The sequence below is a fragment of the Ochrobactrum sp. EDr1-4 genome, assembly GCF_049199085.1.
GTDB lineage: Bacteria > Pseudomonadota > Alphaproteobacteria > Rhizobiales > Rhizobiaceae > Brucella.
The window spans coordinates 688,292-703,188 of record NZ_JBLZOF010000002.1 but is presented as its reverse complement, the minus strand read 5'-3'; the positions used below and the strand labels follow the sequence as shown (position 1 = coordinate 703,188).

Here is a 14,897-nt window from a genome sequence, read left to right as displayed (position 1 = left end):
GCTATCTTGATCATCTGGTGGTTCCTTTGCGCGACAGCAGATAAAGAAGATAGGGCGCACCAATTACGGCCACCACGAGCCCGGCAGGAATTTGGAGTGGGGCAAAAACTGTACGGCCTATCGTATCGCTGATGAGAACAATGCAAGCGCCCATTAAGGCGGCCAGTGGCAAAAGCAGTCGGTGTTTTTCTCCAACAAGAAGTCTTGCCGCATGAGGGGCTAAAAGACCAATGAAGCTCATCGTGCCCACATTGGCGACAGCTGAAGCGGTGAGCGTAACACTGAGTAAAAGTGATATGATCTGAAAACGCATGACATTCAGGCCACGCGTACCCGCAACGGCGTTGCCAAGTTGAAACAAATCAAATTGACGGTAAAGCAGCATCACTGGAATACCAGCAAGCAGCAGCCACAAAGTCTGACCGCGCACATTCTCCCATCCCGTCTTGTGCAAACTACCGGCAAGCCAGAGTAAAGCCGATTCCACATGATCGATACGGCCATAAGTAATCAGCAAGTCTGAAATTGCGCTGAGGATGGCTGTGACACCAACACCAACCAGAAGAAGGCGCAGGGGTGAAACCCCTTTGTTCCATGATAGTGCAATCACGAAGAGTGCTACCAGCAGTCCACCAACCAAAGCGGCAAGTGGATAAAGTTCCACAGCAAGTGCAGTAGGCCAGAGAATGAGCGCAGCAAGCACAGTTAATCCCGCGCCAGCCTCGACACCCACCAACCCAGGTGCAGCAAGTGAATTGCGTGTGAGCACTTGTAGTACAACACCTGCAAGAGCCATAGCCATGCCTGAAAAGATCGCGAGTAATATGCGCGGTAGGCGCGTGTCGACAACAATACTCCATATGGCATTATCAGCTCTATCAGGTGCTATAATAGCCAGAGCAATTTCGGAAGGTGTAACCGGATAGCTACCAAGCGTCATCGCCAGCAATGCTATTCCCGCAAGAAAGGCCATTATACCCAGTAGAATTATTCGGCCATGGGAGAAGCGCTTGTGGGTCTGCTTGGTGGCGGTTATTTGCGCTTTCATCATTTTACTTTGCCCAATACGAGAGCAATGAAAATGGGACCGCCGACCATGGCAGTCACAATACCAGTATTGATTTCCAACGGACTGACAGCGGTACGGGATATAATGTCACTGACGACGATTAGCAATGCGCCAATCAGAGGGCTTGCTGGCACGATGAACCGATAATCGTTGCCAAATATAATACGTCCGATATGCGGCGCAACGAGGCCGACAAATCCTATAGGTCCTGCGATTGCGACGGAGGACCCGGCCAGAAGCACGATCGCCAGAAGGGATGAAAGGCGCATTCGCAATACATTCAATCCCATCAGTGCTGCCGATTGTGCGCCTAAGCGGTGCAGATTGAGCGCAGGGATATTTGCGATTGCAATGCATACCCCCACCATGATGAACGGAAAGGTCTGCCACCGCGCTTGCGAACTATCGAAAGCCAGTGAACCGACAAGCCAGCGCCTTAAGCTCTCAAGTCCCTGTTGATCCAGCAACAAAACCATTGAGGTTAAAGCACTGAACAGGGCTGCAACCATCACACCTGATAAAACAAGGCGAACTGGATTGGGATCCGCTCCAGTGTTAAGAAGCACACAACCCGCTGCAACAATAGCACCCGCGAAGGCTAAGAGTGGGATCATTGCAAGCGTATTACCCGGAAACACCAGCAATCCGATTACCACGAAGAAAGCTGCGCCGCTGTTCACGCCTATAAGCCCCGGATCTGCAAGTGGATTTTCGCTTACAGCCTGCATCAGTGCACCTGCAAGGCCAAGCGCTGCACCCACAATCACAGCACCCATCAATCTGGGCATCCGCATTTCGATTATGATGCTGTGTAAAGGATTGGCTGGAATATAGGCAACAAGCGCTTGCCAAACGGTGCTCCAGTCAAGCTGACGCGCCCCAAGTTTCAGATGCAGAACAGCAGCCACAATAAGCAGCACAGAAAGAATGGAGAACTGGAAAATACGCCAATATGCCGACACGGATGTACCCATTAAGCAGATGATGAGGCAATGCACATGGCAATGCCTGTCTCAGGGTCATCCACCATTCTCGAACGAACCGAAAAGACGCTATCTATATTAGTCGCAGTGAAGACCTGCTGTGTGTTTCCTTCCGCCACGACCCGTCCATCTTTCAGCATAACCAGTTGATCCGCATAGCGCGCGGCCTGATTGAGGTCGTGCAATATTGCAACCACTGTGCGCCCTGCATCGCGCAATACCGAAAGCAGGTCGAGAAGGCTTAACTGGTTTGCAACATCCAGAAAGGTCGTTGGTTCGTCGAGCAGTATAATCGGTGTGTCCTGAACCAGTGTCATTGCAATCCACGCGCGTTGTAGCTGCCCTCCTGAGAGGTTTTGCAAGGGACGATCAAGAAGTTGTTCGATGCCGCATAATTCTACAGCGCGTGTAACAGCATCCTCATCTCGTCTAGACCAGCCACCCAACCAGCTTCTCCAGGGGAAACGTCCCTGCGCAAGCAATTCACGAACATTCATTCCCGCTGGCGTATGCACATGCTGCGGTAGAAAGGCCATTTGTTGCGCCAACTCACGTCTAGAATAGGACGACAGCTGCTTTGAACCAAGTTTCATATGGCCGCTTTGTATCGCAACGGTGGTTGCCATGCTGCCCAGAAGGGTTGATTTGCCAGAGCCGTTTGGCCCGATCAGAGCCGTGAAATGACTGGGAAGAATATTCAAATCAATATCATGGAGAATGTGCTGAGAGCCACGATAGACGTTTAATCCTCTTATTTCTATCATGACCATTAATTCCTTGTCTCATTGTCGGAAGTGGTAGTCACTGGGCTCTTCCAATCGCGTCATAGCATCGGTAGGGCTGCGAACGCGCCGCAATAAGTGTGTTGTGACACTTTCTTGATTTATTCAAAGTGAATCGCATGATAGCCAAGGCTTATCTTTGTTGATCATAATTGTCATGTTATGCGATGGCTGTTCCAGCTTTCCTGTAATCATGCATTGAAGTTGGGGAATGGCTATGCCGGTAAACTATCTGAAATCAAGTATCGGCGGGCTGCCCTATGTTTCGTCATTGCCATATAGCATTCCGCTTGCCTGTGCCATGATGGCGCTGTCGGTTAGTAATCTTTCAGCACAGGACGCAGGTGCTGGAATTAATCTGCAAACGATTGTCGTTCAGGACAATGACCGCTCAACCGAGCCCGTTAAAGGCTATGTAGCCAAAGTTAGCAGCAGTGGCACCAAAACGGATACCCCTATTGTGCTCACGCCGCAGTCTGTTTCGGTGGTTTCAGCGACCGAAATAAAAGACCGCGAGGCACAAACCCTCGCTGACGTGCTGGCCTATACACCAAGTTTTACCGCGCAGCCGGGTCCATTTTCGCGGGTTTCTGACAGATTTCGCATTCGTGGGTTCGATGTTGAGCCAGGAACCGGCGGTTTGCTGCGCGACGGTATGAGGCTCCAAAATAATTCATATGATGGTACACAGGAACCGTTTGGCCTCGAACGTGTCGATGTTGTACGCGGTGCGGCTTCTGTTCTTTATGGCCAGCTCTCGCCGGGCGGCTTTGTAAACGGCGTAAGCAAACGTCCAACTCCGGAGCCTTTGCGTGAGGTTTCCGTACAGGGCGGGCTTCATAATCGTAAACAGGTGACGGCAGACTTCAGCGATGCCATAACTGATACATTGTCTTATCGTTTGACGTTTCTTGGTCGCGATAGCGACACCGACGTTGATTATATCACTGATGACCGTATCTATATCGCGCCAGCAGTCGAGTGGAAGCCGGATGAAGACACATCGCTAACTGTGCTCGGTTTTTATCAGAAGAGCAGCACGCGTTTTCCCGCCGCACTTCCTTATGAGATTGTGGAAGGTATTGGTGATGGCCCCTTCATTCTCGGTCGCGATACCTTTATCGGTGAGCCGGACTATGACCGGATGAAAAGTGACATGGGCGCATTGGGTTACGAGTTTACCCATCGCTTCGACAATGATGTTAAGTTCTCAGCAAAGTCGCGCTACTACGAATCCGATCTGGACTGGCGTTATATGATGGCTCAGACGAGCGCCGCCGCGGTTAATCAGGTCGCACAGACAGGCATACTGGCTCGCCAATACAGTGACCGTCATGATCGTGCGAAGGGCCTTACACATGATATGAATGTTGCATTCGATGTGGATACAGGCCCGCTCTCACATTCATTGCTCGCCGGTTATGACTTTTATGACACAACGTATGATTCAGATAATTTTCGCGCAGTTGCTCCGTCAATCGATCTGAACAATCCGGTCTACGGTGCTAACTTCACAGTCAACCGTGATCCATTGCGTAATCGGGGCGGTAAGACGGAAACGATACAGCACGGTATCTATCTTCAGGATAAAATCACGTTTGATGAACGCTGGAACGTATTGCTCGGCATAAGACATGACTGGGCTGATCAGAATTTCAGCTATCATGCTAACAACCAGTCGATCAGTCGTAAGTCTGAAAAGACAACGTGGCGGGCTGGAGTCGTTTACGAAGCTGAGAATGGACTGGCTCCCTATGTCAGTTATGCGCAATCCTTCTTCCCGGTCGCCGTGACTGAATATGTCGAAGATATGAGTTTCTCACCTACGACTGGAGAACAGATCGAAGTCGGTATTCGTTATCAGCCACCCGGCACCAATATCCTGTTTAGTGGAGCCGTCTATCAGCTCAAACAGGACAATATCGTCACCCGTACACTTGCAGGAGACCTCACACAGATCGGTCAGAGGCGTGCGCGAGGATTGGAGCTTGAGGCCAAAGCGGAGCTGACTGATTACCTGACGATGGTGAGCTCGTATTCTTACACAGATGCCCGGATCACCAAGAGCGAAGAACTTTTGCAACTTGGCCAGCGCAGTGAAAATACTCCCTATCATCAAGCTGCTATCTGGATGACTTATGATATGGTGCAGTTGGGCATAGATGGCCTGTCTGTTGGAAGTGGCGTCCGATACACGGGGACAACTCGCGCGTCGGGAATAGATAAACCAATTCCGGGTTATACGCTTGTCGATGCAATGGTCCGTTATGAGTTGAGTAAAAATATAACCTTGTCGTTGAACGCCAGCAACCTCTTCAATAAAGAATATGTAGTTTGCGAATTTGCAAAGTGTCTTTACGGAGATGGCAGAGAGGTTATGGTGTCTTCAAGCTTCCGCTGGTAGCATTGATAATAGTCCAAGGGTTCTATAGGCATACATATAACAATCATGCAATTTTTCTGCATGGTTGTTATATGGTTCTCGATAATAGTATTGTGGAGCAGCGCATCTATCAGTGCCTATCATTGAACGATATGGCCCTAAAATAATAAGACCTATCCATTCAATTTCTCTTTGTGAGATTTCCATACGTCTATATAGCTGTCTACCATGCTTGCTATCTTGAATTGATCTTGATTAACGGTTTCCCTGAAGAAACCCTCATTTTGTAGATTTCTTAAGCGCTTGATATCAGTGATATATTCAATAATTCTGTTCTGTATCTCATGCACATTTGGTTGGCAGGAAAATTCTTTCTGTATATAGCTGTCCATTCCAAGGCCGGGCGTTGCTATGAGTGCACAGTTTGATAGCAACGCCTCTAAACCGACAATGCCATAGCTTTCTTGGGAGCTTGGGAAAACCACGATATCTGTTTCTGAAAATGCTTTTCTCTTTGCATCGCCTTGTACGTAAGTAAGGCCCTTAAACCCTTCTTTTTCCATATAAGGCGGAATATTTTCTGGCCCATAAACTCTTGGTTCGATAATTTCTCGGAGCTTGGCAGGTAGCGTGTTAATTGCCTCACGGAAAATCTGAAAATTTTTCACAATATCTGTAAAGCGACCGAAGAAGCTTACGACTATTTTATTTTCAGGATGGCGCATCTTTTGCTGAGGGTAGTCAGAAAAGTTAACGCCAATTGGAAATATATTTGGTTTAACAATGTCCGCAGACACGTGGTTCAATATTGATTGATGCGCCCATTCACTGTGCATGAGAACCGAGCCACTTTGACGAACTGCAATTCGCTGCTCCCAATAGTGTTGCAAGCCGCGCTGTGTCCTCGAAAGATAATGTTGCATTCCAATATAGCTCGAATGCAAGGTGAACTGAACCCGATCTAAATGAAAATAAAATGGCATAACTGCTGAATTTTCGTGTACGGATATTATGTCTGGTTTGTAATCACTCAGTATAGGCTTTATCTTTTCTGATGTGCTCCAAGCTAGATTGAGACTCAATGCCTCCATTGAAGAATCAAATGGTAGCTCCGGCTTGAGCATAATTTCATAGTCGGCCATTTTTGAAGGACGTGTTTTTTGATTGTTTAAGTACAACACCTTAAATGGATACTGGCGCTTTTTTAACTCTGCCCAAAATATCTCGTTAAAGAACCCAAGGCCACTAAAGAGTACGTCTGGCGCTTCTGTAGTGACAATTAACACGCGAGGGTTCATGGCGGCTCCATTCGAAAATAGACAGAAGTTTGAGTTCCTTCAAATATTGATTATTTCAGCAAGCCTTTATAGATCGCTAATGCAAGTAGAATAAACGGTGGAAAGTTTCGCCGATTTTGATGGTTTGCATACAGAAGCAATCTCCGTGTGCATGTGGATGGCAAATGAGCTTAATGTTAGGTGCTAATAGGGTACGAATATAGCTGTTCATCAAATTACGACTATTGCGTGTAACGGTAGATGCTAATACTTATGAAGATGAAAGCTGCATTTTAATAGAAATAAAAAAATATTAAGGCAGAGAATATCCCAATTACCTCGCCTTTGCGATTTTTATGCCGGCGTTTAGAGCTGAATCATATTTATACCAATCTCATTCACGCAACACTTAATGCAATCTAGGATTGCCATACGATCTATTCATCTCAGATATAATATAGTTTCAACAAAATTAAATGGCTGTCCAAAAAAGGCAAAATTCGATTAATTTAATTTATCTTTACATCATAATAGACTTATTAATAATATTATCTATATTTGATATAAGTTTGTCTTGGTGAGGGGTTAAGATGAAAAATAAAGTCGATCGCATTTCGAGAAAATTTAAAAAAGCTATTGCGGCATTGCCGCTCACCGTTTCATTTATTCCCTCTGCCATGGCAGACGAATGTTATTATGTTTCTGAGTATTCTGGTGCTATAAGCTGCGTGGATAGTGGTGACAAACTGAATGCCGTTATTCATGATAGTATAGTTATTACGAATGATTATGGCTATGTTAATGTTGGGTCCGGCACCAGCCGCACTGACAAGGTATTTGTTGAGTTGCAAAAAGGCGTCACCGTAGAGACGAAAAGCATTGGGGTTCGTGCTTTCGGCACAACTGAAGTTGGATTCACCTCGAATGGCAATATTATTTCTGGTGACAGCGCTAGTGTGGATGGATATGAGCCATCGCCGCCTCATACTGGCTCGTCTGGAGGCTTTTACCCAGATGAAACCAGTATTCGTCCTACAGATGAGGCGAGTATATACATTAATGGGGGGTCTTCTGGCGGCCCTATCCGTATCGTAAAGTTAGTTCAATCTGCCGACAGCGAGTTGCTTAATCGAAGTGGCAACAAGAATTCATCTGCGATCTATACGCATGGATTAGAAGTCGATGTCACTACGTCAGGTTTGGTGCGCTCTTATGTTGGTGATGGAGTTAGAATTGAGGGTAGAGGCCCAGAAGTTGAATTAGTAGGTAGCAGTAGTGGATATATCATCACGGACTCACAGAATATATTCCAGATGCATGCGCGAGATCAAAGTGTCATTGAAGGTGGTGCCGTTGGATCTGCAATCAGTACAGTGGGAGGTGGGGCGTCCTCCATTGTCATTGATAGCGGCGCTACAGTCGGAGCGCTATCTGATATAGCAATTAGTGCGGATGGTTATGTAGATCGTTTTGATTATTATGATTATGATAATGATATTCCGGCGACGATAATATCATCGTTTAAAGGCGCCGTTACTAATATATCTAATTCGGGCGATTTGACGGGCATTATCCGTCTGAGCAGTGGTGAAGATACCGTCGTCAATCAATCTTCAGGAAAGTGGACCGTACGGCATTTTTCAGATTCCAATCGCGATGGTATCAGAGATACGGTCGCTCCAGTTGCAATCAGTGATTTTGGGGGTGGCACGACGCGGCTCACTAATTATGGGTTGATCCAGCTGGCATCAAATGATGACGGTTCAGCCAATAATGCTCTATTCGAAGATCTGGCGACATTTCAAAATTCTGGTGTATTAAGTCTTTCCAATACGGTTCTTGGTGATCGTTTTACGATCGATGGCGATTACATCGGAAGTAATGGCACAATAAGGCTCGATAGCCAACTTGATGGCGATGCGTCCAAAACAGATATGTTGACCATCAATGGCAGTACTTCTGGCAGCTCCTACGTTATCGTAACGAATATTGGCGGCACAGGCGAAAAGACCGTCAACGGTATCAAGATCATTGAGGTGGGCGGCGCATCGGATGGACAATTTAGTCTGATTGGCAATTATAAAGCGAGATCAGGCCAACAAGTAGTGGTCGGCGGTGAATATGCCTATTCGCTGTTTCAGGGCGTCTCATCAGATCCGACGGATGGCAATTGGTATTTACGCTCGCAGTTTCAACCAACCGACCCTGTAGACCCGGTTGATCCTGTGGATCCAGTCAATCCTGATCCCGTGGACCCTGTTGAGCCAGAACCGCTCTATCAGGCTGGAGTTCCGGTTTATGAAGCCTATCCGCAGGCTCTGCTTGGCTTGAATGGTGTTGCAACCTTGCAGCAGCGTACCGGCAACCGTGTCTGGTCGGGCAATGGCAATCGTGTGGTTGCGCAGGGTGCTGATGCGATCGGCTCGCCTTATGCAGTATCTGATGAAGCCGGTGCTGCAATCAATGGCAATGGCGTCTGGGGTCGCATTGAAGGTTCGCATAACCATATGGAGCCGCGCTTTTCGACCTCTGATACCAATTACAACCAGAATGTCTTCAAAATGCAGGCTGGTATTGATGGCATGCTGACGGAAACCGAAAACGGCAAGCTGATTGGCGGCTTCACGGTGCATTATGCCCATGGCAAGACGAAAACCAATTCAGCCCACGGCGATGGTGATATCAGCACAGACGGTTATGGTCTTGGCGGAACGCTCACCTGGTATGGCGAGAATGGCTTTTACCTTGATGGTCAGGGTCAGGTGACGTGGTATCGCAGTGATCTTCACTCGACGACTGCCAATACAGGCCTCACCGATAACAATCATGGCTTTGGCTATGCTTTATCACTTGAAGGCGGGCAGCGCTTTGCCATCAACGAAGCATGGTCACTGACACCACAGGCACAGCTGACATATTCCAATGTTGATTTTGATGCATTCACGGATGCATTTGATGCAGATGTTAGCCTTGATCGTGGAGAAAGCTTGCAGGGTCGTCTTGGTCTGACGGTTGATCATGAGAATTCATGGCAGAATGCCAATGGCATGCTGGATCGGACACGGGTGTATGGAATTGCTAATCTCTATTACGAGTTTCTCAAAGGCACGCTTGTGAATGTTGCGGAAAGCAGCTTCACGAGCCGCAATGATCGGGTGTGGGGTGGACTGGGCCTTGGTGGTTCTTACAACTGGAACGACGATAAATATTCGATCTATGGCGAGGGCCTCGTCAATACCAGCCTCAACAACTTTGGCGACAGCTATGCAATCAAAGGCAATGTCGGCTTCAAAGTGAAGTGGTAGTGTCTGATTGAGAGCAACGAGCAGAAGCCCCGGACGGTATTAGGCGTCTGGGGTTATAATGATCGAGAACACATATTGCCGAACTCGGGCGTTCGATAGATTGGACAAGCGTAATCTTAGTCAACGCGGGCTGTATCAATTAAAGATTAAGCCCTCCAGCTTTTCCTGATTTGTTATGATAGCTTCGATAGCAAACTGGTTGGGTGTTTTTATATGATATAAAATAACAAAAGGCGGAGCCTGACTGGCTTCGCCTTTTTGTGCAGTTCTACCGGCTGGTGCCGATGTTAGTTCTGGTAGCTTGAAGGCGAAGCGTCGCCAAAGCGATGAGCCGAGCCATCCTGATAGACCTTCTGGCCGATAGAAGCGGTAGCCGTGTTATCAACCTGCTGCGAAGCAACTGGTGTACGGTCATTGGCATAAAGATCGGCAGGAGTGCCAACATTTGGGTTTTCAGCGAAAGCAGCACCGGCGCTAAGAGCAACAGCTACGGCAGCAAGAGCAAACTTTTTCATTTTTCTATTCCTTTTTATAATCGCCCTTTGGATGGCATCAGTGCTTCCGGGGCACCGGAGTGGCATCAATGCCATCCACCGGGGAGATAACTGGGGTCGCCGTTCAGATCATTCCGTCAGGCGGGATTGTTCATTAATTTAAGCTTAGTTCTGGAAGCTCGAAGGCGATGCGTCGCCAAAGCGATGAGCCGAACCATCCATGACCGAAACTTTGCCGATCGAAGCGGTTGCAGTGCGATCGATCTGCTGGGCTGCAACTGGAGTGCGGTCATTTGCATAGAGATCAGCAGGGGTGCCAACATTTGGGTTTTCAGCGAAAGCAGCGCCAGCGCTCAGAACAACAGCAACAGTAGCAAGAACAAACTTTTTCATTTTCTATCTCCTTGGTTTGTGTGAAGCGGCGATGTGTTCGTCGTTTCGATGACTAAGAGATAGGCCTTTCAATCGGCTGCGCATAGCCAGCGTTTGGTTCACGCATTGTATTCTAAATGGTAGACAATGAACCTTCGAAACCAGAGGATTGTTCTATAGGCAGCTATTTGTTCAAGTATATGTGAACAATTGGCGCATTGCGCGTTTGAATTATTGGAGGTGGATCCTGCATAAGTCCGGTATTTCCGGTTTCGCTAAACGCCATTTACCTTTTTCGACAGGTACAAGCTTCATAGCCACCCGGGAATAAGCGTCCGGGTTTCATGCCGATGTATGCAGGAACATCCAGCAAAGTTGCAACACGCAGTGTTTCAGCCATGGCAATTGCGGCCTCAGCGCATATGGCGGCATCTTCAGCAGCATTATGATGCTTGAAGTTCAATCCCAGATAGCTGGCCAGCACATTTAATTTATGTGATGACAGGTCCGGCCAGACCTTCTGTGCCATCTTGACTGAGCAAAGATACTGTAATTCGGGATAGTTCTGCCGATGTTGATCAAGACACGCTCGCCAGACACTGAAATCGAAAGAGGCGTTATGCGCTAGCATTGTTGCGCCGCGAAAATCATCGGCAAACTCGTCCATAACTTCTGGAAATTCTGCCGCATCCGCGACATGTTCCGGTCGAATGCCATGGATAGCTATATTAAAAGAAGAAAAGCGCATCTCTTTAGGACGGATCAATCGCTCGACCACACGAGTGACGCGGCCATCTTCAATCCATGCCAACCCTACGGAACATGCACTTCCTCGCTGTTCATTTGCTGTTTCAAAATCAACCGCGATAATTTTCAAGTCATGCTCCAAATTTTGTTCTCGCTGTTTAAGGCCAAACTTGAAAATTTACAAATGTATAGAATGGGGAAAAGCCTTTGCAGGTAGCGTCGGAACTCCATGCTCGGAGTTGATATGCTTTCCTCACCCTCACTGACCCAGAAAAAGAATGACGGCGATGACAATTGATGCCGCAACGGCTGAGAGCGTGCCTGCTCCCTGCAAAGCACCCATTCGGTAAAGCACCAGCGAAAAACCTATGATGACGGGCGTTGCTATCAACAGTCCGAACTGCGCTTCTGTCATTGAAACATTCCTTTGTTTTGAAAATGCACCATGCATCTGCGGGCCTGATTTTTCTTTGCCAAAACGCAAAGAAGGTGCGTGCGCTGCGCGCTAGGCATGGCCATGCTTGGAACAGAAGAAACGGCCTTAACGGCAACGATTTCAGATGATGCACCGGAGGAGAATCTTCTCCTGTGGATTCTTGTCTGGAGTGAACTCGTTACGTTTGCGATTTTACTGATTGCTTTCATGGTGATGTCCGTCATCAATATTGAAGGCGTTGCGCAGTTGCGCACGCATCTCAGTCCCGGACTCGCGGCCACCAATACGGTTGTTTTGCTGATGAGTGGTTGGCAAGCAGCAATCGCCGTTCGCAGGCGTCGCGACATTGGCAAGGTTCGGCACCCGCTTTTATGGGCGGCATGTTTTGGTCTGGTTTTCGTGGCTGTGAAGCTCGTCGAATATGCGCACGAGATTCTGTTTGCTGGCGATGAAGCCGCGGGTTCTTTCTTTGAACTCTACTTTCTGCTGACCGGCTTTCACCTCATGCATGTTCTGTTCGGGTCGGTCATTCTCGTATTGGTCGCATGGCGCCCGTCTCCATCGAATGTTCTGCTGATCACCACACTTTGGCACGCGATTGATCTCGTTTGGCTGGTGATGTTTCCAGTTCTCTATCTTGCGTGAGGTAACAAAGTGACGACTCGGAAACACACTCCGCTTAACCGCACGATTGTCATTTTGCTGGCACTTGCCCTGAGTGGTGCGCTGGTTGCGAGTTTTAGTCGCGGCATGCTTACGGCAATCATTTTGGTGCTAATTCTTGCTTTCGCAAAGGGTTGGTTCGTTGTGCTTGATTTCATGGAAATGCGCGGCACTGGAGGTGCTTTGAAGCCTGCCTTGCTGGCTTGGCCTGCAATTCTACTGACGCTTGCACTCGTGCGTTCTGTCGCAGTGCGGTTCTTCCTTTAAGCAACTGTTGTGGTCTTTGCCAAATCGCAAAGACGCGTTTTCACCTCCGGATAGAACAGTTCTGTCCCGTGATGCTGGGGAGGGGATTCACCAGCCAAACCATTGATGGGGATAAGAGCGCATCTCGAAAAGTGTGAAACGGTTTTCGGAAAAAGATGCGCGTTAAAACAAATATTCGGAGCGAAACGGCTCTGAATGCCGGGGCTTAGCCTTTGGCCAATGAAAGGACGAAGGGGATGGCAGAACGCCTAACCAAGACCGGCGCCCGAAACGTCTTCTATGGCGGTTCCATATTCTTTTTCGCGATCTTCGTGGGACTGACGGCGCACAGCCATTACTACATGAAAACAACATCTACGGATGAATCGACACTGACCGAAGGTGTCATTCGCGGCAAGCACGTCTGGGAAAAGAATTCCTGTATCAACTGTCACACGCTGCTGGGCGAGGGCGCTTATTTTGCTCCAGAACTCGGTAATGTTTGGAAGCGCTACGGCGGTGAAGATGACCCTGAAGGCGCGCGAGACACTATGAAAGCGTGGATGCAGGCGCAGCCAACTGGCATTGAGGGACGCCGTCAGATGCCGCAGTTCAACCTCAATGAACAGGAACTCAACGATCTGGCTGATTTCCTTGAATGGACCAGCCGCATCAAGACGCAGAACTGGCCACCAAATGAGGCAGGCTGAGGCGCGGATGAACGGAGTTTTATGATATGAAATATGAAAGCCAAAAGGTTGCGATGCTCTATTTCTACGGAGCACTCGCCCTGTTTGTCGCGCAGGTCGCGTTCGGCGTTGTCGCTGGTTTGATCTATGTGCTCCCCAACACGCTCTCCGAGCTTCTGCCGTTCAATATCGTTCGCATGATCCATACCAATGCGTTGATTGTCTGGCTGTTGATGGGGTTTATGGGTTCGACCTATTATCTTCTGCCGGAAGAAACAGAAACTGAGCTTTACAGCACCAAGCTTGCCGTCATCCAGTTCTGGATGTTTTTTGTGGCAGCCGGTGTTGCGGTGGTGGGCTATCTGTTCAAAATTCATGAGGGCCGCGAGTTTCTTGAGCAGCCTTTTATCATCAAAGTCGGCATTCTTGTCGTCTGTTTGATGTTCATGTTCAACATCACGCTGACAGCTTTGAAAGGCCGCAAAACAACAGTCACCAATATCCTGTTGTTTGGTCTTTGGGGTCTATCGCTGTTCTTCCTCTTCGCCTTCTATAATCCGGTCAATCTCGCCATCGACAAGCTTTACTGGTGGTATGTGATTCATCTGTGGGTTGAAGGCGTGTGGGAACTGATCATGGCGTCGATCCTCGCCTTCCTGATGATCAAGCTCAATGGGATTGACCGCGAAGTCGTTGAAAAGTGGCTCTATGTCATCGTTGGTCTGGCCCTGTTTTCAGGCATTCTCGGTACTGGTCACCACTATTACTGGATTGGCGCACCAGGCTATTGGCAGTGGATTGGCTCCTTGTTCTCCACGCTGGAAGTCGCTCCCTTCTTCACCATGGTAATCTTCACCTTCGTGATGACATGGAAGGCCGGTCGCAAACATCCAAACCGTGCCGCACTTCTTTGGTCGATCGGTTGTTCTGTGATGGCGTTCTTTGGTGCAGGCGTATGGGGCTTCATGCACACGCTGTCCTCGGTGAACTATTACACCCACGGCACACAGCTCACCGCAGCACACGGCCACCTCGCTTTCTTTGGTGCCTATGTCATGCTCAACCTTGCGGTTATGGCCTACGCGATCCCGGAAATTCGCGGACGTGCACCCTATAATCAGATGCTTTCTATGGTGAGCTTCTGGGCCATGTGTACGGCAATGTCTGTCATGACCTTTGCGCTTACCTTTGCAGGCGTGGTGCAGACCCACATGCAGCGCGTCCTGGGGGAAAACTACATGGTCGTGCAGGATCAGCTCGCGATCTTCTACTGGATGCGTCTTGGCTCTGGCGTGGTCGTGGTGATCTCGGTCTTCATGTTCATCTGGGCCGTATTGGTTCCGGGCAAAGAACGTCGCGAAAGTGCAACTGGCTTCGTACAGCCCGCTGAATAATCAATGCTAAAAGCCCCGCCGTCCGGCGGGGCTTCCTTACTTCACAACAAGGAAGAC

The 14,897-nt window shown here is 48.5% G+C and carries 14 protein-coding genes; 6 read left to right on the top strand and 8 right to left on the bottom strand.

What is annotated here, in order from left to right:
* Positions 1-10: 10 nt before the first annotated feature.
* Genes ACOZHT_RS09665 through ACOZHT_RS09655 form a run of 3 tightly spaced genes read right to left on the bottom strand, consistent with a single transcriptional unit; the run spans position 11 to position 2,816 of the window.
* The gene (locus ACOZHT_RS09665) at positions 11-1,051 is read right to left on the bottom strand and encodes a FecCD family ABC transporter permease (RefSeq protein WP_421565654.1); all 1,041 of its coding nucleotides are present in this window, start codon (positions 1,049-1,051) and stop codon (positions 11-13) included.
* The gene (locus tag ACOZHT_RS09660) at positions 1,048-2,031 is read right to left on the bottom strand and encodes an iron ABC transporter permease (protein ID WP_339514842.1); all 984 of its coding nucleotides are present in this window, start codon (positions 2,029-2,031) and stop codon (positions 1,048-1,050) included. The genes ACOZHT_RS09665 and ACOZHT_RS09660 overlap by 4 nt, the downstream gene beginning before the upstream one ends.
* 11 nt (positions 2,032-2,042) lie before the next feature.
* Positions 2,043-2,816: an ABC transporter ATP-binding protein gene (locus ACOZHT_RS09655; RefSeq protein WP_339514844.1), complete on the bottom strand. Its 774-nt coding sequence runs from the start codon at positions 2,814-2,816 to the stop codon at positions 2,043-2,045.
* 229 nt (positions 2,817-3,045) lie between these two features.
* On the opposite strand from ACOZHT_RS09655, the gene ACOZHT_RS09650 reads away from it, so the two are divergent.
* Positions 3,046-5,238 carry a TonB-dependent siderophore receptor gene (locus ACOZHT_RS09650; protein ID WP_339514846.1) on the top strand — a complete coding sequence of 731 codons (2,193 nt, stop codon included), beginning with the start codon at positions 3,046-3,048 and terminating at the stop codon, positions 5,236-5,238.
* 152 nt (positions 5,239-5,390) lie between these two features.
* On the opposite strand, the gene ACOZHT_RS09645 is transcribed toward ACOZHT_RS09650, so the two are convergent.
* Positions 5,391-6,515 carry a glycosyltransferase family 4 protein gene (locus ACOZHT_RS09645; RefSeq protein ID WP_421565653.1) on the bottom strand — a complete coding sequence of 375 codons (1,125 nt, stop codon included), beginning with the start codon at positions 6,513-6,515 and terminating at the stop codon, positions 5,391-5,393.
* 569 nt (positions 6,516-7,084) lie between these two features.
* On the opposite strand from ACOZHT_RS09645, the gene ACOZHT_RS09640 reads away from it, so the two are divergent.
* Positions 7,085-9,799, top strand: coding sequence for an autotransporter outer membrane beta-barrel domain-containing protein (locus ACOZHT_RS09640; RefSeq protein WP_421565652.1), 2,715 nt, complete (start codon positions 7,085-7,087; stop codon positions 9,797-9,799).
* A gap of 287 nt (positions 9,800-10,086) precedes the next feature.
* Here ACOZHT_RS09640 and ACOZHT_RS09635 read toward each other — a convergent pair whose 3' ends face one another.
* The 4 genes from ACOZHT_RS09635 to ACOZHT_RS09620 all read right to left on the bottom strand — a co-directional run bounded on the left by ACOZHT_RS09635 (position 10,087) and on the right by ACOZHT_RS09620 (position 11,827).
* Complete coding sequence (locus tag ACOZHT_RS09635) at positions 10,087-10,314, bottom strand: hypothetical protein (protein WP_421565651.1); 228 nt, start codon at positions 10,312-10,314, stop codon at positions 10,087-10,089.
* Between the two features lie 144 nt (positions 10,315-10,458).
* Complete coding sequence (locus ACOZHT_RS09630; protein WP_421565650.1) at positions 10,459-10,686, bottom strand: hypothetical protein; 228 nt, start codon at positions 10,684-10,686, stop codon at positions 10,459-10,461.
* A gap of 265 nt (positions 10,687-10,951) precedes the next feature.
* Complete coding sequence (locus ACOZHT_RS09625; protein WP_339515241.1) at positions 10,952-11,542, bottom strand: 3'-5' exonuclease; 591 nt, start codon at positions 11,540-11,542, stop codon at positions 10,952-10,954.
* A gap of 129 nt (positions 11,543-11,671) precedes the next feature.
* On the bottom strand, positions 11,672-11,827 hold the full coding sequence (locus ACOZHT_RS09620) for a hypothetical protein (protein WP_250040501.1): 156 nt from the start codon (positions 11,825-11,827) through the stop codon (positions 11,672-11,674).
* A 102-nt stretch (positions 11,828-11,929) separates the two neighbouring features.
* Between ACOZHT_RS09620 and ACOZHT_RS09615 the strand changes: the two genes are divergently transcribed.
* From ACOZHT_RS09615 to ACOZHT_RS09600, 4 genes are all read left to right on the top strand, one after another.
* Positions 11,930-12,493: a cytochrome c oxidase subunit 3 gene (locus ACOZHT_RS09615; protein WP_339515244.1), complete on the top strand. Its 564-nt coding sequence runs from the start codon at positions 11,930-11,932 to the stop codon at positions 12,491-12,493.
* Between the two features lie 9 nt (positions 12,494-12,502).
* Complete coding sequence (locus ACOZHT_RS09610; RefSeq protein ID WP_339515246.1) at positions 12,503-12,778, top strand: cytochrome C oxidase subunit IV family protein; 276 nt, start codon at positions 12,503-12,505, stop codon at positions 12,776-12,778.
* Between the two features lie 236 nt (positions 12,779-13,014).
* Positions 13,015-13,467 (top strand): cytochrome c, encoded by a 453-nt coding sequence (locus tag ACOZHT_RS09605; protein ID WP_339515248.1) that lies wholly within the window; start codon positions 13,015-13,017, stop codon positions 13,465-13,467.
* Positions 13,468-13,493: 26 nt separating this feature from the next.
* Positions 13,494-14,840 carry a cbb3-type cytochrome c oxidase subunit I gene (locus ACOZHT_RS09600; protein WP_339515250.1) on the top strand — a complete coding sequence of 449 codons (1,347 nt, stop codon included), beginning with the start codon at positions 13,494-13,496 and terminating at the stop codon, positions 14,838-14,840.
* Positions 14,841-14,897 lie beyond the last annotated feature (57 nt).